Source organism: Kitasatospora sp. NPDC051914 (genome assembly GCF_040680995.1).
Classification (GTDB): domain Bacteria; phylum Actinomycetota; class Actinomycetes; order Streptomycetales; family Streptomycetaceae; genus Kitasatospora.
Genome location: NZ_JBFAXX010000001.1, coordinates 139,052 through 160,647, shown reverse-complemented (window position 1 = coordinate 160,647; position 21,596 = coordinate 139,052). Strand labels below are relative to the sequence as shown.

Genomic DNA, 21,596 nt, shown 5'->3' with positions numbered 1-21,596 from the left:
CGTGAGCGTGATCACCGTCGGTCAAGCCGTCGTCCTCGGCATCGTGGAAGGGGTGACGGAGTTCCTGCCCATCTCCTCCACCGGCCACCTGAAGATCACCGAAGGGCTGATGGGCATCCCGGTCGACGACAAGTCCGTCGTCGGCTTCACCGCGGTCATCCAGGTCGGCGCCATCGCGGCCGTGCTGCTCTACTTCCTCAAGGACATCACCAGGATCGTCCGCGCCTGGGGCCGCGGCCTGGTCAACAAGGAGGAGCGGTACCACCACGACTACAAGTTCGCCTGGTGGGTCATCTACGCCACCGTCCCGATCGTGGTCGTCGGCCTCGCCGCCAAGCCGCTGATCGAAGGACCGCTCGCCTCGCTCTGGGTGGTGGCGGGCTCGCTGATCGTCGGCAGCGGTGTGATGTGGGCGGCCGACCGGATGAGCCGGCTCAAGCGCGGTGAGGACGACACCGGCCTCAAGGACGCGATGATCGTCGGCTCGGCGCAGATCCTCGCCCTGCTCTTCCCCGGCTTCTCCCGCTCCGGCGCCACCATGTCGGCCGGCCTGATGCTCGACCTCGAGCGGGTGGCCGCCACCCGGCTCTCGTTCTTCCTCGGCATCCCGGCGCTCACCGGCGCCGGCATCTACGAACTCAAGGACGCCCTCGGCGCCGGCGTGGACCCGCTCCCGCTGATCGTCGGCACCGCGGTCTCCTTCGTGGTCGCCTACGCCTCCATCGCCTGGCTGCTCAAGTACGTCGCCAAGCACTCCTTCAACGCCTTCGTGTTCTACCGGATCGCCGTCGGCGTCCTGCTGTTCGGCCTGCTCGGCACCGGCGTCCTGAACGCCTGACCGCCGCACCCGACCCGGCACCCGCGGGCGGCCACCCCCGAAAGGCGGGAGGCCGCCCGCAGCCCGTTCCGCCCCGCCCGGGGCGGGCACACCACCGACTAGCCTGGAAACCCGGCCGCCGGCCACCGCGCCGCCCGCGGCCGCACGGGGAGAGGGGACACACCGGCGATGACCGACGCCGCAGCCACCAGACGCCAGCACGGGCAGCTGGAGACCGACGTGCTCGAAGTGCTGTGGGCGGCCGACGGCCCGCTCAGCCCCGGCCAGGTCAACGACGCGCTCGGCGGCGCCCTCGCCCGCACCACCGTCACCACCATCCTCACCCGGCTGCACGAGAAGGACCTGGTGCACCGCGAACGCGCGGGCCGCGGCTACGTCTACGCCGCCGCCCAGGACGCCTCCGGCATCGTCGCCTCGCGCATGCACAGCGAACTCAGCAAGGGCGAGGACCGCGGCAGCGTCCTGCGCCACTTCGTCTCCACCCTCAGCCCCGGCGACGAGGCCCTGCTGCGCCACCTGCTCGCTGGCGCCGACGGCACCGCGGAACGGCCGTGAACACCCTCGCCCTGGTCGCCCTCGGTCTGCCCTGGCTCGCCGCACCGGCCGCCCGGGCGCTCGCCGCACGGCTCACCCCGCGCTGGGCCGCCCTCGCCGTCGCCGGCTGCGCCGCCGTACTGGCCGCCGGGGCCGTGACCGGCCTGGCCGTCCTCGTCCTCGCCGGGCTGCTCCACCTGCCCTGGCTGGCCGCCGCCGGACGGCTGCCGCTCGCCTGGCTCGCCGCCACCTCCCCCGCGGCCGTCCCCGTCGCCGTCGCCGCCGGGGTCGCCCTGGCCGCGGTCACCGTCTCCGGCGGACGCGCGCTCGCCGCCCAGCACACCCAGCTGACCGCCGCCCGCCGCACCGTCGCCGGACTGCCCGTGGACGGCGACACCGTCGTCGTCGACGACCCCGCCCCCGAGGCCTTCGCCCTGCCCGGCCGCCCGGGCCGCGTGGTGGTGACCTCCGGAATGCTCGACGCACTCGGCCCGCAGGAGCAGCGCGCCCTGATCGCCCACGAACGCGCCCACCTGGCCGGCCGCCACCACCTACTCTCCCGGACCGTCCACGTGGCCGCCGCCGCCCACCCGGCACTGCGCCGGCTGCGCGCCCCGCTCGACCTCCACCTGGAACGCTGGGCCGACGAAGACGCCGCCCGCACCGTCGGCGACCGCCCGCTGACCGCCCGGGCCGTCGCCCGCGGCGCCCTCGCCGCCACCGCACGCCGCGGCCCCGGACCACGCGGTGCAGCCCTCCCCGCCGCCCACGCCGGCCCGGTGCCGCAGCGGGTGGCCGCCCTGCTCGCCCCACCGCCGCGGGCCCCGCGCGGCCGAGTCCTCCACCTGGTCGTGGCCGGCCTGCTCGCCGTCGTCGGCATCTCCACCGCCGCCGGCCTCGGCTCCGCCTACGACCTCCACGAGTACGTCGAACAGGGCCAGGAGAGCACCGCACCCCTCTCCCGCTGAGACGACGGACACTCCGTTCGGCCCCCGACCGTGCCGAGCTGCTCCACCCGGCCGGGCAGGACCAGCGCCCCGTCCGCGGAGAGCCGTGGCCGGCCACGGCCGCGATCCGCTCGTACCGCCCCGGGTGGACGGCCACGCTCGGACTGTCGTACGCCGCACGTGTCGACCGCGCCGTGCCGCTCACCGCCGAGAGCGGCCGGCCGGCGACCTGGATCCGTCCGGACCACGACCGGGAGGACTGCTTCCCGGACGACCTGGCCCGGATGCGTCGCCATGCGGCCTGGCTCGCAACGCACGCCCGTCGCCGATCGGCAGGCTGGATGTGCTGTGCATGGGGGCCGCCGGCCGGTCGGCGGCTGTTCCGGATCCGCTGTCGGCGAACCCGACCGGGCGCTCGTGTTCGCGGTGCTTGGGTGTCGGAATGGAGATCTTGGTTCTGGGCGGAACGGCGTGGGTGGGCCGGGAGCTGTCGCGACAGGCGATCGAGCGCGGTCATCGGGTGACGTGCCTGGCTCGCGGAAGCGGAGAGGTCTCGGACGGAGCGACGCTGGTGGCCGCCGACCGGCGCGATCCTTCGGCGTACGCACCCCTGCTCGAGCGCGAATGGGATGCGGTCGTCGAGGTGTCGTGGCAGCCGGGGTTCGTTCGTGAGGCGCTCGACGCACTGGGCGGCCGGGCCGGGCACTGGGCCTATGTCTCCTCCGTCAGCGCCTACGCCTCCCACGCCGCGCCGGGCGCGGACGAGTCCGCGGCCCTGCTTGCTCCGACCGACCGGAGCGAGGTCGACCGCGCGTTGTACGGCGAGGCGAAGGTCGCCTGCGAACGGGCGTCGACGGCCGTTGTGGGCGACCGCCTCCTCGTCGCACGCGCCGGCCTGATCGGCGGCCCGGGGGATCACAGCGGACGCTCCGGCTACTGGGTGGCCCGTGCCGCACGCGACCCGCGAGGGCCCATGCTGGTTCCCGACGCACCGGACATGCCGACCCAGACGATCGACGTACGGGACCTCACCGCCTGGCTGCTCGACGCCGCGGAGACGGGGACCACCGGCACGTACGACGCTGTCGGTCCGGTCGTTCCGTTCGGAGAGTGGATCGAGCTGTCCCGCGCCGTCGGCGGGCACACCGGTCCGGTGGTCACCGCCGACTCGGCATGGCTGCTCAAGAACGGCGTGGCCGAGTACATGGGTGCCGGGTCACTGCCGATGTGGCTGGTCGAACCGGGCTGGGAGGGGTTCTCCGCCCGGGACGGGTCTGCGGCGCGCGCCGCAGGGCTGCGCCATCGGCCCCGGGCGGAGCTGCTGGCCGACACACTGCTCTGGGAACGCGAGCAGGGTCTGAACCGGACGAGACGTGCCGGCCTCGGCACTCAGCGCGAGCGCGAGTTGCTCGACGCCCTCGGCTGACGGCCGGTCCCCTGCTGCATGTGTCCTGGAGCGCGCCCCGCAACCCGTCCGAGGCCTCTTCCGGACCGCGCGCCGGGCCGACGGTCGAACGCCGGGTTCAGGGTGCCCGGATGCGTTCGGGCTCCGCGGTGCGGCGGCGGGCGCGGGGGCGGACGAGGAGCAGGGCGCCGAGGGCGAGCCAGCCGGTGGCGAGGAGCCAGCCGCCGAGGACGTCAAGCGGCCAGTGCACGGAGAGGTACACCCGGCTCAGGCCCACCAGGACGGCGAGGGCCGCGAGGGCGGCCGTGCAGCGGCGGCGGAAGGTGCGCCCGTACCCGCGGAACGCCAGGTCGCGGCCGAGGGCCCAGGCGAGGAGGCCGAAGGCGGTGGCCGAGGTGAAGGTGTGGCCGGACGGGAAGGAGAAGCCGCTCGCGGGCACGGCCCATCCGGCCGTCGGCGGTCGTGGCCGGCCGATGCCGTGCATCAGCAGGGTCCGCAGCAGCTGTCCGGCGAGCAGCCAGAGCAGCGGGGTGACGGCGAGGAGCAGCCGCCGGTCGGCGGGGGCCCGGCGGGCGACGAGCAGGCCCGCCGCGAGTGCCGCCGCCCAGGGGACGGCGGCCGTGCCCAGGGAGGTGACGACCCCGGCGGTGGCCCGGGCTGCGCCGGGGCGATGGCCGCCCGCCCACTGCACGGTCTGCTGTTCCCAGCCGAAAGGGGCCGATCCGTGGAGGGCGACGACGACGGCCAGTACGGCGAAGGCGGTCCACGCGCCGAGAAGAACCACCGCGGCCGCCGGAGCGCGCCGCTCCCGCCCCCGTTCGGGCGGCGGTGCGGGCCACCGGAGACCCCGGTTCCCCGGCCGCACAGGCCGTGCAGGCCGCGGGCCGGGCCGCCCCGCGGGCTCCCGCTCGGCACTCTCGCGGGCCGGCCGGTTCTGCTGGGGGCGCCGCAGCTGCGTGGCGCCGGGCAGTGATCCGGCGTCCGGCGCACGGTCGGTGGACGTGGACATTCGGGCCGTACCTCTCCCCGGGCGGGCGTGCCGCATGTCGCCAGGCATCGTCTACGTCAATGTAGACGATGCCTGGCGGGGGCGCGCGACGGGGCGGGTGGAGTACCTCCGCTTCAGAGGTGGACCACCCGCACACCGCCCGCCGGGACGTCCAGCACGCCGCCGACCTGCAGCCCGGTGAGCAGCTCCATGCCGTCGCCCGGCAGCGGGACGCGGGCGTCCGTGCCGCTGTGGTTCACCGCGAACAGGTAGCGGCCGAGTTCGCCGACCCGCTCGACCACCTCCACGTCGCGGGGCAGCGCCCGCCCCGCCCGGCGCCTCGCGCCGTACGCCTTCCCCGCCCCCGCCGTCGTGCTGCTCGCGCTGTTCTTCGCGCTGCCGATCGGCTACGCCCTCTACCTGAGCGTTCGCGCCGTCAAGGTCAAGGGCCTCGGCCTCGGCCTCGGCTCGCACGCCCGCACCGAGGTCTGGGCCAGCCTGTCCAACTACACCTCGGCCCTCACCGACCCGGAGCTGCTCTCCGGCTCCGGGCGCACCCTGCTGTACGGCGCCCTGCTGGTGCCCGCCGTGCTCGGTGCGGCCCTGCTGTTCGCCCTGCTGCTGGACACCCCCCGGGTACGGCTCAACGCCTTCTCCCGCCTCGCGATCTTCCTGCCGTACGCGGTGCCGGGCATCGTGGCCTCGCTGCTGTGGGGCTTCCTCTACCTGCCGACCGTCAGCCCCGGCTACTTCCTGCTGGACGAGGCCGAGCGCCGCCGGATCACCCGCTACCTGGCGGCCGGGCACGTCGACGGCGTCCTGCTGGTTTCCTCGCACCGCGGCAACCCGATGATCGAGCACCTCCGGGAGGCCGGCATCCCGATGGTCTGCTGCGGCAAGCCGCTCGGCCGGCGCGGCCGGGTCACCTGCGTCGCCGCGGACGACCGCGAGGGCGCCAAGGACATGGTCCGCCACCTCGCCGAGTCCGGCCGCACCCGGATCGCCACCGTGGCCGGCCCGCAGGACACCCCGGCGGCGTCGAACGCCTGCTCGGCTACCGCGAGGTCCTCGAGGAGTACGGCCTCCCGTACGACGAGCGGCTGGTGGCGTACGGCGACTACAGCCGGGCCGGCGGCGAGGCCGCCACCACCGGACTGCTGGCCGCCGCCCCCGACCTGGACGCGCTGTTCGTCGCCCCCGACCTGATGGCCGACGGCGCCCTGACCGCCCTCGACCGGGCAGGCCGCTCGGTGCCCGGGGACGTCGCGGTGGGCGGCTTCGACGACTCCCCCGCCGCCCTGCCCACCCGCCCGCCGCTGACCACCGTCCGCCGGCCCTGGGACAGGATCAGCAGCGAGACGGTCCGCCCGCTGCTCGCCCAGATCGCCGGCGAGACCGCCCCGACCGTCATCCTCCCCACCGAACTGGTGGTCCGCGCCTCGGCCTAGGACACGTGGGTGCCCCTCATCGGCACCCCGGGAAGACCCCGGGTCGGAAGGCCTGGGGGCCGAAGCGTCCCCAAGCCACTGCGACGGCCGGCGCCAGCAGCACCACGTTGACGGCGATGCCCGGGTACTCCTTGCGGCGTGCGTGGACGACGGCTGCGCCGACCATGGTCAGCGCCGGGCCGAGGGCCACCCAGGCGGCAGCACCGGTGCGACGCCGAGGACGGCCGCTACACCCTGGCCCTGCTCACCCCGTCCGGCTGGGGCAAGGTGGTCGCCACCGCCCTCGGCCACGTCGCCGAGGTACGCCGCCTGGTTTTCGACCCCCTCACCAGGGCACAGCAGCGCCGGCTCCGCGACATCGGGCGCCGCGTCACCACCGCCGTCGACCCCGACGGCAGCTGCCCCGGTTCCGCCCCGGCCTGACACCGCAGCAGCTCCGGCCCTGCCGCACGCCGGCGCACCGGCCCCACGGTCGGGGCTCCGGGAGCAGCTGGGATCATGCTCGGATGCGAACGATCGATCAGCTGGTCAACGTGGACGACCCGGCGTGGCCGGACATCGAGGCGGCGTGCGCGGCGAGCAGCGTGCCCGTACGGGTCCTGCCCGTCGACCACGAGGAGGGCCGCCGGTGCCTGGTGCAGATGCAGGTCACCGCGCGATCGACGCTCGGCGCCCTGGCACTGCACTGCGGCGGCCTGGTCGTCGACGACGGCTGGGTGCGGGTGTTCGGCGGAGGCTCGGAGGCGGTCGGCGGCCTGCCGGGTCTGGCGCAGGTCAACCGGTTCCCTTCCGCGTTCGATCCCGCCTGGCACCCCGCGACGGGTCTGGTCGTCGGGCACGACGTCCTGGGCGGAGTGTTCGCGCTGAACGGCCACGACCCCGCGGGTGAGGGCCGCCCCGGGGCTCCGGGGCAGATGACCCGGTTCGCTCCGGACACGTTGGAGTGGGAGGCGTTGGACATCGGCCACTCCGCCTGGGTCTCGTGGCTGCTGTCGGACGGCCCGGAGGCGTTCTACGAAGGGCTGCGGTGGCCCGGCTGGCGCGAGGAGAGCGCGGCGCTGGCCCTCTCGCAGGGGATCGCCGTCTATCCGTTCCTCTGGTCGGAGCAGGCCCGTGCCGACCTGGCGGCGACGACTCGGAAGGCCGTGCCGATGCGTGAGGTCCTCGGCGTGGCGGTCGACTTCGCACGGCAGATGGGCCCTGCCGATCCGGGGTTCCTCGGCGAGGTGTGAGCCGGGCCCGCGGCCGCAGGGGCGATCATGCCGCAGTCAACCGACTGCGGCTCTTCGAGACAGGTGACGCCTGATCCCGGTGGTCGGCGCCACCCCGAGAAACGCCGAAGCCGTACCGGATTTCCGCCGTGTCCGTTCCCGCGGCCCGCACAGCACCAGGGCCCATTAGAGTCCTTCCTGTGCCGGATCATCAGGACGAGACCAGGGCGGCCTACGACGGGGTCGTCGAGCTGTACGCGTCGCTGTTCGCAGACCGGTTGGAGAAGCAGCCGTTCGCCCGGGCCATGATCGGCACCTTCGCCGAACTGGTGCACGCGACGGGCAACCCGCGGGCAGCGGACGTCGGGTGCGGGCCCGGACACCTGACGGCCATGCTGCGCGAACTGGGCCTGGACGCCTTCGGACTCGACCTCTCCCCCGGCATGGTCGACCACGCCCGGCGGGCCCATCCGGCGCTGCGCTTCCAGGAGGCTCGGATGGAGTCCCTGCCGGTCGGGGACGGCGCGCTGGGCGGCGTACTGGCCCACTACTCGATGATCCACACCCCGCCGGGGGAACTGCCGGAGCTGCTCGCCGAGCAGGCACGCGTCCTGGCACCGGGCGGCCTGATCCTGGTCTCCTTCTTCGGGACCGACGGGCCGGAGCCGGTCCGGTTCGACCACAAGGTGACGCCCGCCTACAGCTGGCCGGTGGATCGCCTCGCCGAACTGCTGGCCGGCGCCGGGTTCGTTCCCTTCGCCCGGCTGCTCCACGACCCGGCCTCCGAACGGGGCTTCCTCGACGCCCACCTGCTGGCCCGCCGCTCGTAGGTCTTGCCCGGCCCTAGTATCGGGCCCCATGATCGTATGGCTCAACGGCACCCACGGCGCAGGCAAGACGACGACCAGTGCACTCGTGCAACCACTGATCCCGGATTCACGGGTGTTCGACGCCGAGAAGGTCGGCGAGACGCTCATGGACATCACACCGGGACTGCCCGGGACGGACAACTTCCAGCACTGGCCGCCGTGGCGGCAGCTCGTGGTCGAGACCGCCCGCCGCGTACTCGACTACACCGGCGGCACTCTGGTGATGCCCATGACCGTCCTGGTCGAGCAGTACTGGCGCGAGATCAGCACGGGCCTCGCCCGACATGCCATCCCGGTACGGCACTTCGTCCTCCACGCCGACCAGGACACCCTCCGCGCGCGCATCGAGGGGGACACTCTTCTCGGCCCCTCCCCATTCCGTCTCAAATACCTCGAGCCCTACGCCGAGGCGGCCCGCACCTGGCTGCACGGCGAGGCCGAGGTCGTCGACACCACGCATCTCACGCCCGCCCAGGCCGCCCTGCGGGTCGCGGAGGCCGTCAGGAGCTGAGGTCCACCCGCCACGCGAAACAGGCATCGTCGGGCAGGGGGCTGGTCCCGGCGCCCCTACACTCCCCTCGGCAGCGCCGACGTTCGGGTGCTGCGGTCGTGAGGGGGATGCGGTGTCGACGGTCGTTGGAACGCAGAAGGTCTGGAGGCCGCCCGCTGCCGACCGCCGGGCGGGGTGGTGCCCGCTGTGGTGGACGGCCGGTCCCGCAGGAGAGCTCGCCGTTCTGCTGGTGCATCGACGGCACCTCCGCCGGAGCCGCTACGTCAAGGGCTGGGTCGGACGGAGCCCCGACGTCCCGTTCGACGGAGTGCTGGTGATCCGCCGGACGGACGGATCGGTGGAGCGCCGGATGGTCATGGACGTGCAGGACCGGCCCGGTCACATCGCGCTTCTCCCTGATTCGCGCCTTCTCATGGCAAGCGGCCGCACGTTCAGGGATGACACGGGCCTGTGGCCGCCGAACGCCGTGGTGCGGTCTCCGGAGGGCAACCAGGAGAGCACCTTCTGCATCGGTGACGACATAACGGTTCTGATGACGGATCGGAGTGGGTCGATCTGGACGGCCTACGGCGGCGAAGGGATGTACGGCGGCCATCCGGAGTCGGCAGCCGGCCTTGCCGGATGGAGTGCCGACGGCCGGGTGACGTGGGCGCCGGGAGGCCGTCTCCCCGACACGCCTTTGCAGGGCTGCACCTCCGCCACCGAAGGAGACCGAGTGTGGCTGGTCTGGTACTCCGGCAGCAGCCGTGGGGGCACGTTCCTGACCCGGATCACGCCTTCCACGGGCGAGGCGACCAGCCGGCGCAGCCCTGTGCACGCCCCGGACGGGTTCGCTGTGCGCGGCAACCGTGCGGTCCTGACCAAGCGCGAGCACAACCGTCGATCGACCGAGGTGGTCCGCGCCGAACTGGTCGGCGCCGATTGGAGCGTGACCGACCGGCGCAGGATCCGGGTTCCCGGCCGGGTGGTCATGCGCTGCGGCCAGGGACGCGACGGCTCCCTGTGGCTCCGTGCCGGCGACACCTGGCTTCGTATCGAAGCTTGACGCGGATCGAGGGTCTGCGCGGCTCAGGACCGCCGGTCAGGCCGGGTGGCTCCGACGGCGGAGGAGCGGACCCGGATGGAGTCCTTCCGAGCCTCGGGGGCGCGGCGGCGGTCAGGCGGGGAGCGAGCGGGCCAGGCGGAAGCCCACGTCGTCGACGGTGAAGGTGGGGTGGCTGCGGCGGCGGGCGGACGCCCGGCAGCTCCAGTGCTCGTCGAACCAGCCTCCGCCGCGGAGCACCCGGTAGTCGCCGTAGACCTCGGCGTCGTACACGTCCCAGCACCAGTCCCAGACGTTGCCGAGCATGTCGTGGAAGCCCCAGGCGTTGGGGCGCAGGCCGCCCACCTCGTGGAGGCGCTCCTGGGAGGTGCCGCGGTACCAGGCGATCTCGTCGAGCGGGGCGTAGTGCGGGCCTCCGGTGCCGGCCCGGCAGGCGTGTTCCCACTCGGCCTCGGTGGGCAGCCGGTACCCGTCGGTGGTGGTGTCCCACTCCACGGTGCCGTCGTCGGTCTCGCCGACCAGGCGGTAGGCGGGCGCCAGGCCCTCGCGCTAGGACAGGGCGTTGCAGAACCGGACGGCGTCCCACCAGGAGACGCCCTCGACCGGCAGCCGCTCCCCCTGGGCGGCACTCGGCCGCAGGCCGGTGACCTCGGCGTACAGGCGTTGGGTGACCGGCACGGCGGCCAGCTCGTAGGGCGCCGGTTCGACCGGCCAACTGCGCTGCGTCCGCCGGTCCGACAGCACGACCCGCCCCGCCGGGACGGGGATCATCTCGATGCCCACCTTCGCGTCCATGATCCGCCGATCCTACGGGAGGCGGGGCGTAAGCTCGGTGGAGAGCGAACGTTCTCTGACGGTTGGGGGAGGCCATGGACCAGGGCGAGGCGGAGACCAGACTGCTGGACGCGGCGGAGGAGCTGTTCTACGGGCGGGGCATCCAGGCGGTCGGCGTGGACCAGATCCGTGCCGCCTCGGGCGTCTCGCTGAAGCGGCTGTACCAGGTCTTCCCGTCCAAGGCCGATCTCGTACTGGCCTACCTGCGGCGCCGCGACGCCCGCTGGCTCGCCGCGCTCACCGGGTACGCCGACGCCCGGCCGGAGGGCGACGCCCGTATCCTCGCCGTCTTCGACTGGCTGCACGGCTGGTTCGGCGAACCGGACTTCCGCGGCTGCGGGTTCATCAATGCCTTCGCCGAGATCGGGGCCACCGACCCGGCCGCGGCCGAGGTCGTCCGCGCCCACAAGGCGGCCCTGCGGGACTACCTCGCCGGGCTGCTGCGGCAGGCGGGCCGGCCGCAGTCGCTGGTCGATCCCCTCTTCCTGCTCGCGGAGGGCGCGATGACCACCGCCGCCGTCACCGGCTCGCCGGAGGCGGCCCTGCAGGCCCGCGGCGCGGCGGCGGCGCTGCTGGCCACCGCCTGACACCGCCTGCGGCCGGGACGGGGATCAGAGGCCGAGGTCGCTCAGGCCCGGGTGGTCGTCGGGGCGGCGCCCCAGCGGCCAGTGGTACTTGCGGTCGGCCTCGGCGATCGGCAGGTCGTTGATGGAGGCGTGGCGCCGCCGCATCAGCCCGTCGTCGTCGAACTCCCAGTTCTCGTTGCCGTACGAGCGGAACCACCGGCCCGAGCCGTCGTGCCACTCGTAGGCGAAGCGCACCGCGATGCGGTGGTCGCCGTACGCCCACAGCTCCTTGATCAGCCGGTACTCGTGCTCCCTGGCCCACTTGCGGGTCAGGAACGCGACGATCTCCTCGCGGCCGGTGGCGAACTCGGCGCGGTTCCGCCACCGCGAGTCGACCGTGTAGGCGAGGGCGACCCGCTCGGGGTCGCGGGTGTTCCAGCCGTCCTCGGCGAGGCGGACCTTCTCGATCGCGCTCTGCTCGGTGAACGGCGGCAGGGGCGGGCGCTTGCCCATGGCATTCCTCCGAACCCGGGGGAGAACGCTCGTTCTCCCGGTGCCCCCACCCTAGGAGAACGACCGCTCTCCCGCAAGCGCATGCCTGCCCGGCGGATCGGAGAGCCGAGTGTTCGTCAGGCCCGTTCGGTCAGGACCTCGCGGAAAAAGGCGGCAGTGGCGCTCCCACGGGGCGGCGGGCCCACGCCCTACGCGGGGTCGGGGACGGCCCCGGCGCTCTCCAGGATCAGCGCGATCGCGTCGTCGAGCCGGGCGACCTCCTCGCGGCTCATGGTCGGGTTGGCGGCACGCCGCGCCTTGGCCTCGTCCAGCAGCATTCCCCCGGTGCCGCCGAGGTGCCGCAGCAGGGAGGCCAGGACGGCCCGGGCGGCGGCCTCGACCCCGGGGACGGTGAGGGCGGCCTGTGCCAGGATCAGCGCGGCCATCGCCGAGTCCAGACCGGGCGGGCCCTCCGTGGCGGTGCCCCAGTCGATCACGATCGGCCCCTGCGGGGTCAGCATGACGTTGTCCGGGTGGAGGTCCATGTGCAGGACCCGGTGCCCCGGGTCGGCGGACGCCTGCGCCGGGATCGCGTGCAGCCGCCGCAGCAGGTCCGCGAGGACCGCACCGCACTCCTCGGGCGTGATCGCCCCCTCGGTCAGCGCCTCCAGCATGGTGCCGCCGGAGAGCCGCTGCATGACCAGCGAGTCGGCACTCGCGGTGGGCCACACGGCCGGCACCGGGTAGCCGCGCTCCCCCAGGTACGCCATGACCTCGGCCTCCCCGGCCGCGTGAAGGCCGTCCCGGTAGCGCCTAAGCACCCGCTCCCCGTCCAGGGCGAAGACGTCCGCCGTCCGCCCCGTGCCGATCAACTCACCGATCTCCATTCGGACGACCGTAGTTGACCGGGGCGCAGCCCGGCAGGGGATTTCGCGCTTCGGCCGCCCGGCCGGGCGGTGCGCCGCGCCCGGGGTGCGATCGGCCCGCGGTGCGGGAGTGCGGACCTGGCTCTAGGGTCGGCAGCAGAGCGGCCCCGGCTTCCGGATGCCTCGCGTCCTGCCTCGGGCCGTGCCAGCCCCGCACCCCTTCGGAGGGCAGCCGACCATGACCACCATGTCCGAAACCCCCGTCCTCGACACCCTCGCGGCGATGACGATCGACTCGATCGAGCGCTGTCAGATGGACGAGAACATGCTCATCCTCACCAGGATCGCCGCGCTCGCCGCGATGGACGCCCCGGCGATCTCCTACCTCGCGCACATCGGCCCCGCCGTGGAGGCCAACGTGACCGCGAACCAACTGCAGGACGTGCTCGTCGCCGTGGCCCCGATCGTGGGCACCGCGCGCGTCATGTCCGCGGCCGGTCACATCGCCGAGGCGCTGGGCATCGCCATCGCAGTGGCCGATGCCGAGGTGCAGGCGCAGGTCCAGGGCGGCATGGGCAAGTAACGCCGCCCAGGCCCTCCGGGCCGCAGCCTCCGGGCCGCAGCCTGCACGGCACGGGCCGTCACCCCTCGGGGTGGCGGCCTTCGGGCCGTCGGTGCGCCGGCCGGAACCGGGTGGGGGTGCTGGGCCGCGGTGTGTCCTGTGCCGGTGGACCACTCGCTCGTCCTTCAGGACACGCCCCGGATCGATCCGCGGCTTCACCCGTTCGACGGCACGGCCGCGCCCGCTGTGGTCACCTCGCCCGGTCCGTCCCGGCACGTGCCCGTGCGCCCGGCCGCCGCGGTACGGGCCGACGGCGGTCTCTGACCGGCCGTCGCCCGTACCGGAGTGTGTGTAGCCCTAGCGGCCGGTGGCGGCGTCCAACAGGACGTCGACCAGGCGGTCGGCCGCGTCGGGGCGGCCGTGGGCGCGGGCGCGGTGGGCCATGTCGGCGCGCCGGGCCGGGTCCATGAGCAGCGGTTCGACGGCCGTGCGCAGGGTGTCCGGGGTGACCTCGCCGAGGAGGGCGACGGCTGCGCCGGCGTTCTGCAGGTGGCCCGCGTTGTGGGCCTGCTCGTTGCCGGCCGAGGAGGCGAGCGGGACGAGGACGGAGGCCTTGCCGAGCGCGGTGAGTTCGGCGATCGTGCCGGCGCCGCTGCGGGAGAGCACCACGTCGGCCAGGGCCAGCACGTCGGGGAGTTCGGGCCCGACGAACGGGGTGACCAGGTAGCGGCCGGCGAGGTGGGCGGGCAGTTCCGCGGCGCGGGCCCGCAGGCCGTCGGCGTGGGCGGCGCCGCACTGGTGGACGACGTTGGCGCGCTCCAGCAGCCACGGCAGCAGGTCCTGCACGACGGTGTTGATCTGCAGCGAGCCCTGGGCTCCGCCGGTGACGTAGACGGTCGGCAGGCTGCGGTCGAAGCCGTACAGGCCGAGTGCCTCGACGGCCTTGTCCGGCCGGCCGTGGAAGACCTCGGGACGGACGGGGTTGCCGGTGACCACGGCTCGGGCGCGGGCCGCCTCGGGCAGCAGCGGCACGGTGGAGTCGGAGGAGACGGCGATGCGGGCGGCGGAGCGGGCGAGCACCCGGTTGGCCAGGCCGAGGCGGACGGTCTGCTCGTGGACGACCAGCGGGGCGCCGCAGCGCTGTGCGGCCCGCCCGACCGGGACGGCGACGTAGCCGCCGGTGGCGAGGACCACGTCGGGGGCGTAGTCGGCGACGATGCGGCGGGCCTGGACGATGCCGCGGAGCACGCGGAACATGTCGCGGACGTTGGCGGGCGAGGCGAGCTTGAGCGGATTGGCGGACCGGCGGATCTTGCCGGTGGCGACGGTGGCGAAGGGGATGCCCTCGGCGGCGGCGACCTTGGCCTCCAGGCCTTCCGCGGTGCCGACCCACAGCACGTCCAGGCCCCGGCCGGAGGCGGCGAGGGCGGCCCGCAGGGTGCGGACGGCCGTCAGCGCCGGGTAGGTGTGGCCTCCGGTGCCACCGCCGGTGACGACCAGTCGGAACGGCTTCGCTCCGGCGTGCTGGGGGTGGGCGTCGAGGTTCACGAGGGCTCCGATCCGAGGGCCCGGCCGGGGGCGGCCGGGGCGGGGTGGCGGGGGACGGGCGGGCGGACGCCTTCCGGCACCCGTTCCGCCGCAGGTGGAGGACGCCGTGGGGGCGGTCGGCGGTTCCGCCGCCCAGCCCGGGCGATCACCGTTCGCGGCGTCGACGGCCCGTCAGGGCCCGGGGCGGGGACGGCCCCGGCTCGCCGCGTCCCCGGTCGAATCCGTGGCCGGGGCGGGCGGCAACCCGTAGGGTCGGCGCATCGGAGGGTTTCCGTTCGGCGACGAAGGAGGGCCGCGGTGCGCTACCGCGAGCTGGGACGCAGTGGGCTTTCGGTGTCGGAGATCGGCTACGGGGCGTGGGGCATCGGCGCGTCGAGCTGGGTGGGGGCGACGGAGGACGAGTCGGTGCGGGCGCTGCACCGGGCGATCGACCTGGGGGTGAACTTCGTCGACACGGCCCGCGGCTACGGGGAGAGCGAGCGGATCGTGGGCCGGGTGGTCCGCGAGCGCGCCGGCGACGGGGTGCACGTGGCGACCAAGGTGCCGCCGAAGAACGGGGTGTGGCCGGCCCCGGACGGGCTCGACCCGGCGGAGACGTTCCCCGGCGCACACATCCGGGAGAGCCTGGCGACGAGTCTGCGCGCCCTCGGCCTCGACCGGGTGGACCTGCTGCAGTTCCACGTGTGGAACGACGAGTGGGTCGGGCGCGGCGACTGGCTGGAGACGGTCGCCGCGCTGAAGGAGGAGGGGAGGATCCGGCTGTTCGGCGTGTCGATCAACGACCACCAGCCGGGCAACGCCCTGGAGTTGGTGCGCAGCGGTGTGGTGGACGCGGTGCAGGTCATCTACAACGTGTTCGACCAGTCCCCGGCCGATGCCCTGTTCCCGGCCTGCGCCGAGCACGGGGTGGGCGTGGTCGTCCGGGTGGCGCTCGACGAGGGCGGACTGACGGGCCGGATGACGGCGGGGACGACCTTCCCGGAGGGCGATTTCCGCAGCCGCTACTTCCGCGGCGACCGCCCGGCGCAGGTGGAGCGGCGAGTCGGTGCGATCACCGAGGATCTGGGCATCCCCCGGGAGGAGATGGCGGCCACCGCGCTGCGGTTCGTGCTCGCCGCGCCGGCCGTCTCCACGGTCATTCCCGGGATGCGCAGCGTGCGGAACGTGGAGCGGAACACCGCGCTGAGCGACGGCCCGCTGCTGACGGACGAGCAGCTGGCCGTGCTCGCCAAGCACCGGTGGGAGCGGAACTTCTACAGCTGACGCGTGTTGCTCGGGCGCGGTCAGTCCTGGATGCGCCGCCAGGGACGGTCCGCCTCGAGGGCGAAGGCCAGTTCCAGCAGGGTGCGTTCGGCGCCGTGGGCGGCGGAGAGGTGGATGCCGACCGGCAGGCCGTTGGCCGCGCTGCCGGTGGGCAGGGCGATGCCGGGGGCGCCGGTGACGTTGTTGACCGGGGTGAAGGCGACGTAGCGGCGCAGCCGCTCCATCAGTTCCTCGAAGGGCACGTTGGGGCTGAGGTGGCCGAGCGGCGGGGCGGTGTGGGCGAGCACCGGGGAGAGGACGGCGTCGTGCCGGCGGAACAGTTCGGCGTAGGCCTGTTCGGCCCGGCGCAGGCGGCGCAGGGCACCGGGGATGTGCCGGAATTCGCGCCGGAAGCTGCGGCGCAGGCCGGTGGTGAGGCCGTCGAGCCGGTCGGCGCGGAAGCTGCGGTCGAGCATCAGCTTGCCGGTGACGGCGATCAGGAAGGCGATGTAGCCCCAGTACATGGTGAAGTCGCGGGAGAACTCCTCGCCGAACGGAAGCTCGACCGGTTCGACGCGGTGGCCCATGGCCTCCAGGCGCTGTGCGGTCTGCTCGACGGCGCGGCGGGTGTCCTCGTCGCTGGCGGCGAGCGGTGAGTCGACGACGAGGCCGATCCGCCGCGGGGTGTCGCCGGGGCCTTCGACGAGGCCGAGCGGGGGCAGGGCGGGGTTGCGGTGGTGGCGTTCGGCGGCGGCGAAGAAGGCGGCGGTGTCGCGGACGGATCGGGTGACGACGCCGTCGGTCACCAGGTCGATGGGCAGGCGCTTGCCCTGGTCGTTGGCGACGAGGCGGCCGCGGGTGGGCTTGAGGCCGACCAGGCCGCAGCAGGCTGCGGGGATGCGGATCGAGCCGCCGCCGTCGTTGGCGTGCGCGATCGGGACGACGCCGGCGGCCACCAGGGCGGCCGATCCGCCGGAGGAGGCGCCGGGCGAGTGGGAGGTCTTCCAGGGGTTGCGCACCGGCGGGGCGGCGGCGTACTCGGTGGAGGCGTTGAGTCCGAACTCGGGGAGCCGGGACTTGCCGAGCACGGCCAGGCCGGTGCCGAGGAACTGGTCGGCGAAGCCCGCGGTGCGGCGGGCGGGGCGGGCCCGGAAGGCGGCGCTGCCCTGTCCGGTGGGCATGCCCTGCAGGTCGACGTTGTCCTTGAGGTAGCTGGGCACGCCGTGCAGGGGTGCGTCCGGGTCCGCTGCGGCGCGGTGCGGTGCCTGGTAGGCGGCGAAGGCGACCGGGTCGAGGGCTTCGTCGATCCGTCGGGCGCGGGCGGCCGCCGCCTCGGCCAACTCGCCGGGGCTGACCCGGCGTTCCCGTACGAGCTGTGCCAGGGCGACCGCGTCGTGCTCGCCCAGCGCGTCGTCCCCGAATGCGTGGACCCGCTCCCCCGCCATCCGAACCCCTTTGCCCCTACCGGTCAGTAATGCCGTGCGAGCTCCGCATTCTAGGGTCGGCCGGGGCAGCTGGACACCCCCTCTCCGGCGGGGTGGCGGACACCGCGGCGGCGGTCGCGGACCGGCGCGTCGGGAAGGTCGGGAGAGGGCTCACGGTGGCCCGGCGGCGGTTGGACTGCCGGGCACCGCGGCACCGCCCGTGTGCGCGGGCGGCCTTACACAGCGAAGCGTGCGGTCCCTGTTCCACCAGGTCATCGCCCGCTTCCCCAGGGTCGGCACTCTGCCACGGCGCTGCGCCGCACGGAAGGGCCGAAGAGCGGAATTATCCGTTCCGGTACCCGCCGCGCCGCGGGTCCGGCGCGGCGGGCGGGTTTCCGGAAACCGCCGGCGGCGGTGAGGCGGCGGGCCGGCGCGGGCGCATCATCACCGCGTAGTCCGCGGAGGCGACCAGGATGCCGGCCGGCAGCGAGAGGTCGGTGCCGCCCAGGGCGGCGGCGACCGGCCCCGTCCAGGGGACGGTGGCGAGGCAGAGCACGGCGGCGGCGGTGCCGGCGGCCAGGGCGGTCGCGCCCGCCCGGTTCACGCCGGCGGTGTACCAGAACGGGCCGGCGGGCGTCTCGTCGGTGAGCTCCGCCCCGCTGTAGCGGTTGCGCCGCCACAGGATGTCGGTGGCGTACACGGCGACGGTCGGGCCCATCAGCGCCACCATGAACTCGAGCACGGTGTTGACGGTGTCCAGGAAGTTCGAGACCAGCAGCGCGTACAGGGTGAGCGCGACGCCGAGCGCGCCGTCCAGGGCGACGCTGCGGGAGCGCCGGATGCGCAGGCCGATGGCCGGCAGGGCGAGGCCGGAGCTGTACGCGGTCATGGCGTTGTTGGCGACCGCGCCGAGGACGATCGCCAGCAGGAAGGCGGGCCCGAACCAGGACGGCAGGATCGCGGTGAGCGCGCTCTGCGGGTCGGCCGTGTCGAGGGTGGTCGCCGCCATCGAGCCGACCTCACCGCGCAGCCGACCTCTGACCGTCCCCGGCCGCCCCTGTCGGGGCGCCCCTAGGCCGACATGGTGGTGGAGAGGCGGTGGAGGCCCCTGCGGTCGTAGTAGGTGGTCATGGCGTAGCCGAGGACCAGGGCCAGCACCGTGCCGATGGCGATCATGATCCAGGCGCGGGTCAGCCCCGCGTCGCCGCGGGCGTCGAAGTAGAGGATCGCCCGGACGCCGTCGCTCAGCTGCCGCATCGGCTCGAACTCGGCCAGGAACCGGTAGAACGACGGCAGCGCCTGCAGCGGGATCGTCGCCCCGGAGGACGGCAGTGCCAGCACGATGAAGACGAACATGCCGACCAGCTGCCCGATCCCGCCGAAGGTCGCATTGATCGCCTGCACACCGAGGCCGACCGCCGCGCTCGCGCACACCGAGAACAGGTACAGCAGCGGCAGGTGCGAGGCGTCCATGTCGAGCACGCCGATCGTGCCCAGCATGATCACGGCCGAGCTGACCAGCGAGATCCCCGCGGTCATCACCGACTTGACGATCCATGTGCGGCGGCGGCTGATCGGGACGGTCGGCCGCCGGGTGTGCCAGGGGCCCAGCTCGTTGTCGGTGTAGCCGAGTGCCACGTCCACGCCGTTGCCGATGGCGTTGCCGCCGAGGAAGCCCGCCAGCACCAGCAGCAGCGTGTAGTAGAAGGCGCTCAGCCCCAGCCCGCTGTGCGGGCCGATCGGATGCCCGACCCGGGTCTCCACCGTGATCGGGTCCGCGAGCAGCAGGGCCGACGCCGTGGACACCTGCGTGCCCTGCTGCGCCGTCTGCTGTGCGGCGGCCGCCGTCAGCTGCTTGCCCAGGTCGAGCGAGGCGCGGTGCGCGGCGTCCGTGGCGATCGAGCTCGCGAAGGAGGAGGCGAGGCTGCCCGCCCCCGGGTTGGTCAGCACGACTGCGGTCGGACGGGCTGACGTGGCACCCGCCGGTTGGCCGAGCCCGGCGACGGCCGCGGTGAAGTCGGCGGGGATCTGCAGCGCCCCGGCGAGCTTGTTGGAGGCGAGCTGCTCCTGGGCCTCCTCGGGGGTGAGGATCTTCCAGTTGACCCGCTCGTCGGGGTCGGGCGCGGCGGCGACCGCGGCGGTGATGTTCGCCCCGAGGTTCTGCTGCTGCCCGTTCACGGTGGCGCCGCGGTCGGTGTTGACCAGCCCCACCGGCAGCCGGTGCAGGTCGAGGCGGGGGTTGAGGATGCCGCCCATGTACAGCACCGACAGCAGGAAGGCGACCACCCCGACCAGTGCGGTCGGGAGGATCCAGATCCTGGGATTGCCCAGCACCTGCCGGGCCGTCACTCCACCGGCGGGCGGGGTCGGGCCGGCGGGCTCCGGCGGCGGGCCGGACGGCTCGGGCGGGTCCGGCGGGCCGGGCGTGGTCATCCGTTACCTCCTGCGCTCGTCCCGCCGCCGCGGTGGCGGGTCGGACGGGACCGACCACATCGACCGTACGCGGCCGGGGGGCGGTTGCCCCCGACTGCGAAGAGGTCGTGAAGGCGTGTCACCCGCGCGGCCCCGCACCCCGGCGGCCCCGGGCGCGGCGGAGGTGCTCAGACCACCGTGACGACGGTGCTGTGCCAACCCGTCGCGCCCGAGGGGAAGGGTGGTCTGCGGGCCTCCGGTTGGACGGCGCCGGCGGTGTCCGTGGCCCGGACCTCGATGCGGTGCGTGCCGGGGGCGGCGCCGCGCCAGGTGTGCGACCACTGTCGCCACAGGTCAAGGCCGGCGTCGGCCGAGAGGTCCGCGGGACGCCAGGCGCCGCCGTCGATGCGGACCTCCACGACAGCGATCCCCCGGTGGGTGGCCCAGGCCGTCCCGGCGACGGTGACGTCCCCCGCAGGGACGCGGGCGAACGGTGCCGGCACCTCGATCCGGGAGGCCGTCCGCACCTCGCCGGTGCGGTCCCAGCCGCGCCTCACCCAGTACGGGTCGAACGCGGCGAAGCGCGTCACCTCCAGGTCGACCAGCCATTTGGTGGCCGAGGTGTAGCCGTACAGGCCGGGCACCAGCGAGCGGCACGGGAAGCCGTGCGCCACCGGCAGCGGCTCGCCGTTCATCGCCACGGCCAGCAGTGCGCGGCGCCCGTCGAGCACCGCGTCCAACGGCGTGCCGATCGTCATGCCGTCCTTGGAGCGGCCGACCAGCTGGTCCGCGCCCGCCCGCACTCCGGCCCGGCGGAGCAGCGCGGGCAGTGGGGCGCCGAGCCAGCGGGCCGTCCCCGCGTACCGGCCGCCGACCTCGTTGGAGACACAGGTCAGCGTGTGATCCATCTCCTCGAGGGGCCGGCGCAGCAGCTCGTCGAAGGTGAGCACGGTGGGGCGTTCGACCATGCCGTGGATGCGCAGCGCCCAGGCGCGCGGGTCGATCATCGGCAGGGTGAGGGCGGTGTCGACGCGGTAGAAGTCGGCGTTGGCGGTGGTGAACGGCGAAAGGCCGGGCACCGTGGGGTGGACGTGCGCGGGCAGGGGCGCGGCCGCGCGTGACGGCGGGGGCAGGCGGACCGCCCTCCGGGCGGCGCTCACGTCCGTACGGCTCTCGCCCAGCACCCGGCCGCCGACCGCACCCAGGGCTGCCACCGCGGCCGTTGCACCGGTCGCGGCCAGCACGGTGCGCCGGCTCGTCCGGTCGTCGGACGGCCTGCCCGCCCCGTCTCCGGGCTCGCCGGCCGGCGCCGCTGCCGTGCGATCGGTGGTGGCGCCGCGCAGCAGGCGGGCCGGCCACCAGAGGGCCGCCGCGCCGGCGATCCCCGCGGCCACCGAGGGCAGGGCGTCGGTCGGGACGGCTGCGGGACGGGACGCGGCGGCCCACACCCCGAGCCCGCCGAAGCCCGCCACCACCGCGGCACCGGCAGCCGGCCGTCGGTACGCCAGCAGGCCGGCCAGGAGCGCCAGCAGGGCCGTCACGGTGTGGATGCCCAGCAGGAGGACGGCCTTGTCCCGGGTGCCGAAGGTCCGGACGGCGTACTCCTTCAGCGGGGTGGGCGCCAAATCGATGGCGGCCGACCCGACCGCGACGACCGGCGCACCGGCCGGCCCGGTGAAGGCCGCCACGGCCTCCCCGACGCCCACCGCCAGCCCGGCGGCCACCAGCCCGAGAAGACCGGCCCACGCCAGGACGGTCCACCGTCCACGCCGACCGCCCGGGCCGGCGGCGGGCGTCCCGTCCGCTCGCTCTCGTCCGTCGCTCACACACCCCATTCGGACGGCACGGCCGTGCGGA

General features: G+C 74.4%; 21 protein-coding genes and 3 pseudogenes. 13 read left to right on the top strand and 11 right to left on the bottom strand.

What is annotated here, in order from left to right:
* Position 1: 1 nt before the first annotated feature.
* The 4 genes from AB0M03_RS00780 to AB0M03_RS00765 all read left to right on the top strand — a co-directional run bounded on the left by AB0M03_RS00780 (position 2) and on the right by AB0M03_RS00765 (position 3,745).
* Positions 2 to 838, top strand: coding sequence for an undecaprenyl-diphosphate phosphatase (locus tag AB0M03_RS00780; RefSeq protein ID WP_363486865.1), 837 nt, complete (start codon positions 2 to 4; stop codon positions 836 to 838).
* Between the two features lie 168 nt (positions 839 to 1,006).
* Complete coding sequence (locus AB0M03_RS00775; RefSeq protein WP_363486863.1) at positions 1,007 to 1,393, top strand: BlaI/MecI/CopY family transcriptional regulator; 387 nt, start codon at positions 1,007 to 1,009, stop codon at positions 1,391 to 1,393.
* Positions 1,390 to 2,340, top strand: a complete 951-nt coding sequence (locus AB0M03_RS00770; protein WP_363486861.1) for a M56 family metallopeptidase — start codon at positions 1,390 to 1,392, stop codon at positions 2,338 to 2,340. The genes AB0M03_RS00775 and AB0M03_RS00770 overlap by 4 nt, the downstream gene beginning before the upstream one ends.
* Before the next feature lie 421 nt (positions 2,341 to 2,761).
* Complete coding sequence (locus AB0M03_RS00765) at positions 2,762 to 3,745, top strand: NAD-dependent epimerase/dehydratase family protein (RefSeq protein WP_363487381.1); 984 nt, start codon at positions 2,762 to 2,764, stop codon at positions 3,743 to 3,745.
* A 97-nt stretch (positions 3,746 to 3,842) separates the two neighbouring features.
* Here the strand turns inward: AB0M03_RS00765 and AB0M03_RS00760 are convergent, their stop codons facing one another.
* Both AB0M03_RS00760 and AB0M03_RS00755 read right to left on the bottom strand, forming a co-directional pair.
* Complete coding sequence (locus AB0M03_RS00760) at positions 3,843 to 4,508, bottom strand: phosphatase PAP2 family protein (RefSeq protein ID WP_363486859.1); 666 nt, start codon at positions 4,506 to 4,508, stop codon at positions 3,843 to 3,845.
* A gap of 338 nt (positions 4,509 to 4,846) precedes the next feature.
* Positions 4,847 to 5,050: pseudogene (locus tag AB0M03_RS00755) on the bottom strand (Beta-galactosidase C-terminal domain); the annotation flags it as partial.
* A gap of 4 nt (positions 5,051 to 5,054) precedes the next feature.
* Between AB0M03_RS00755 and AB0M03_RS00750 the strand changes: the two are divergent.
* Positions 5,055 to 6,160, top strand: a pseudogene (locus AB0M03_RS00750) (substrate-binding domain-containing protein); the annotation flags it as partial.
* 16 nt (positions 6,161 to 6,176) lie between these two features.
* Here AB0M03_RS00750 and AB0M03_RS00745 read toward each other — a convergent pair.
* Complete coding sequence (locus AB0M03_RS00745; protein WP_363487379.1) at positions 6,177 to 6,326, bottom strand: hypothetical protein; 150 nt, start codon at positions 6,324 to 6,326, stop codon at positions 6,177 to 6,179.
* On the opposite strand from AB0M03_RS00745, the gene AB0M03_RS00740 reads away from it, so the two are divergent.
* The 5 genes from AB0M03_RS00740 to AB0M03_RS00720 all read left to right on the top strand — a co-directional run bounded on the left by AB0M03_RS00740 (position 6,299) and on the right by AB0M03_RS00720 (position 9,796).
* On the top strand, positions 6,299 to 6,583 hold the full coding sequence (locus AB0M03_RS00740; RefSeq protein ID WP_363487407.1) for a hypothetical protein: 285 nt from the start codon (positions 6,299 to 6,301) through the stop codon (positions 6,581 to 6,583). The two genes, AB0M03_RS00745 and AB0M03_RS00740, sit on opposite strands and share 28 nt — an antisense overlap.
* Before the next feature lie 83 nt (positions 6,584 to 6,666).
* Positions 6,667 to 7,392, top strand: a complete 726-nt coding sequence (locus tag AB0M03_RS00735) for a DUF2625 domain-containing protein (RefSeq protein ID WP_363486857.1) — start codon at positions 6,667 to 6,669, stop codon at positions 7,390 to 7,392.
* A gap of 179 nt (positions 7,393 to 7,571) precedes the next feature.
* Entirely contained in the window at positions 7,572 to 8,201 is a 630-nt protein-coding gene (locus AB0M03_RS00730) for a class I SAM-dependent methyltransferase (protein WP_363486855.1), read from the top strand.
* A 28-nt stretch (positions 8,202 to 8,229) separates the two neighbouring features.
* Complete coding sequence (locus AB0M03_RS00725) at positions 8,230 to 8,751, top strand: AAA family ATPase (protein WP_363486853.1); 522 nt, start codon at positions 8,230 to 8,232, stop codon at positions 8,749 to 8,751.
* Positions 8,752 to 8,863: 112 nt separating this feature from the next.
* Positions 8,864 to 9,796, top strand: coding sequence for a hypothetical protein (locus tag AB0M03_RS00720; protein ID WP_363486851.1), 933 nt, complete (start codon positions 8,864 to 8,866; stop codon positions 9,794 to 9,796).
* 111 nt (positions 9,797 to 9,907) lie between these two features.
* Here the strand turns inward: AB0M03_RS00720 and AB0M03_RS00715 are convergent.
* Positions 9,908 to 10,588 (bottom strand): annotated as a pseudogene (locus tag AB0M03_RS00715) (formylglycine-generating enzyme family protein).
* Between the two features lie 74 nt (positions 10,589 to 10,662).
* On the opposite strand from AB0M03_RS00715, the gene AB0M03_RS00710 reads away from it, so the two are divergent.
* Positions 10,663 to 11,214: a TetR/AcrR family transcriptional regulator gene (locus tag AB0M03_RS00710; RefSeq protein WP_363486849.1), complete on the top strand. Its 552-nt coding sequence runs from the start codon at positions 10,663 to 10,665 to the stop codon at positions 11,212 to 11,214.
* A 24-nt stretch (positions 11,215 to 11,238) separates the two neighbouring features.
* Here the strand turns inward: AB0M03_RS00710 and AB0M03_RS00705 are convergent, their stop codons facing one another.
* Positions 11,239 to 11,706, bottom strand: a complete 468-nt coding sequence (locus tag AB0M03_RS00705) for a nuclear transport factor 2 family protein (RefSeq protein ID WP_363486847.1) — start codon at positions 11,704 to 11,706, stop codon at positions 11,239 to 11,241.
* A 188-nt stretch (positions 11,707 to 11,894) separates the two neighbouring features.
* Entirely contained in the window at positions 11,895 to 12,572 is a 678-nt protein-coding gene (locus AB0M03_RS00700) for a phosphotransferase (RefSeq protein ID WP_363486844.1), read from the bottom strand.
* A 217-nt stretch (positions 12,573 to 12,789) separates the two neighbouring features.
* On the opposite strand from AB0M03_RS00700, the gene AB0M03_RS00695 reads away from it, so the two are divergent.
* Positions 12,790 to 13,134: a carboxymuconolactone decarboxylase gene (locus AB0M03_RS00695; RefSeq protein WP_363486842.1), complete on the top strand. Its 345-nt coding sequence runs from the start codon at positions 12,790 to 12,792 to the stop codon at positions 13,132 to 13,134.
* Between the two features lie 336 nt (positions 13,135 to 13,470).
* Here AB0M03_RS00695 and AB0M03_RS00690 read toward each other — a convergent pair whose 3' ends face one another.
* Positions 13,471 to 14,661: a UDP-N-acetylglucosamine--N-acetylmuramyl-(pentapeptide) pyrophosphoryl-undecaprenol N-acetylglucosamine transferase gene (locus AB0M03_RS00690; RefSeq protein ID WP_363486840.1), complete on the bottom strand. Its 1,191-nt coding sequence runs from the start codon at positions 14,659 to 14,661 to the stop codon at positions 13,471 to 13,473.
* A 297-nt stretch (positions 14,662 to 14,958) separates the two neighbouring features.
* Between AB0M03_RS00690 and AB0M03_RS00685 the strand changes: the two genes are divergently transcribed.
* Complete coding sequence (locus AB0M03_RS00685; protein ID WP_363486838.1) at positions 14,959 to 15,924, top strand: aldo/keto reductase; 966 nt, start codon at positions 14,959 to 14,961, stop codon at positions 15,922 to 15,924.
* 20 nt (positions 15,925 to 15,944) lie between these two features.
* Here AB0M03_RS00685 and AB0M03_RS00680 read toward each other — a convergent pair whose 3' ends face one another.
* The 4 genes from AB0M03_RS00680 to AB0M03_RS00665 all read right to left on the bottom strand — a co-directional run bounded on the left by AB0M03_RS00680 (position 15,945) and on the right by AB0M03_RS00665 (position 21,574).
* Entirely contained in the window at positions 15,945 to 17,348 is a 1,404-nt protein-coding gene (locus AB0M03_RS00680; protein ID WP_363486836.1) for an amidase, read from the bottom strand.
* A 322-nt stretch (positions 17,349 to 17,670) separates the two neighbouring features.
* Positions 17,671 to 18,336, bottom strand: a complete 666-nt coding sequence (locus AB0M03_RS00675) for a cytosine permease (RefSeq protein WP_363486834.1) — start codon at positions 18,334 to 18,336, stop codon at positions 17,671 to 17,673.
* 62 nt (positions 18,337 to 18,398) lie between these two features.
* Entirely contained in the window at positions 18,399 to 19,760 is a 1,362-nt protein-coding gene (locus tag AB0M03_RS00670) for a DUF3533 domain-containing protein (RefSeq protein WP_363486832.1), read from the bottom strand.
* Between the two features lie 167 nt (positions 19,761 to 19,927).
* The gene (locus tag AB0M03_RS00665) at positions 19,928 to 21,574 is read right to left on the bottom strand and encodes a molybdopterin-dependent oxidoreductase (RefSeq protein WP_363486830.1); all 1,647 of its coding nucleotides are present in this window, start codon (positions 21,572 to 21,574) and stop codon (positions 19,928 to 19,930) included.
* Between the last annotated feature and the right edge of the window lie 22 nt (positions 21,575 to 21,596).

Excerpts from the sequence above, each read along its gene's own strand:
- AB0M03_RS00705 (WP_363486847.1), bottom strand. The coding sequence starts at position 11,706 with ATGGGCAAGCGCCCGCCCCTGCCGCCGTTCACCGAGCAGAGCGCGATC.
- AB0M03_RS00775 (WP_363486863.1), top strand. The coding sequence starts at position 1,007 with ATGACCGACGCCGCAGCCACCAGACGCCAGCACGGGCAGCTGGAGACC.
- AB0M03_RS00765 (WP_363487381.1), top strand. The coding sequence starts at position 2,762 with ATGGAGATCTTGGTTCTGGGCGGAACGGCGTGGGTGGGCCGGGAGCTG.
- AB0M03_RS00725 (WP_363486853.1), top strand. The coding sequence starts at position 8,230 with ATGATCGTATGGCTCAACGGCACCCACGGCGCAGGCAAGACGACGACC.
- AB0M03_RS00680 (WP_363486836.1), bottom strand. The coding sequence starts at position 17,348 with ATGGCGGGGGAGCGGGTCCACGCATTCGGGGACGACGCGCTGGGCGAG.
- AB0M03_RS00745 (WP_363487379.1), bottom strand. The coding sequence starts at position 6,326 with ATGGTCGGCGCAGCCGTCGTCCACGCACGCCGCAAGGAGTACCCGGGC.
- AB0M03_RS00675 (WP_363486834.1), bottom strand. The coding sequence starts at position 18,336 with ATGGCGGCGACCACCCTCGACACGGCCGACCCGCAGAGCGCGCTCACC.
- AB0M03_RS00710 (WP_363486849.1), top strand. The coding sequence starts at position 10,663 with ATGGACCAGGGCGAGGCGGAGACCAGACTGCTGGACGCGGCGGAGGAG.
- AB0M03_RS00665 (WP_363486830.1), bottom strand. The coding sequence starts at position 21,574 with ATGGGGTGTGTGAGCGACGGACGAGAGCGAGCGGACGGGACGCCCGCC.
- AB0M03_RS00700 (WP_363486844.1), bottom strand. The coding sequence starts at position 12,572 with ATGGAGATCGGTGAGTTGATCGGCACGGGGCGGACGGCGGACGTCTTC.
- AB0M03_RS00670 (WP_363486832.1), bottom strand. The coding sequence starts at position 19,760 with ATGACCACGCCCGGCCCGCCGGACCCGCCCGAGCCGTCCGGCCCGCCG.
- AB0M03_RS00695 (WP_363486842.1), top strand. The coding sequence starts at position 12,790 with ATGACCACCATGTCCGAAACCCCCGTCCTCGACACCCTCGCGGCGATG.
- AB0M03_RS00735 (WP_363486857.1), top strand. The coding sequence starts at position 6,667 with ATGCGAACGATCGATCAGCTGGTCAACGTGGACGACCCGGCGTGGCCG.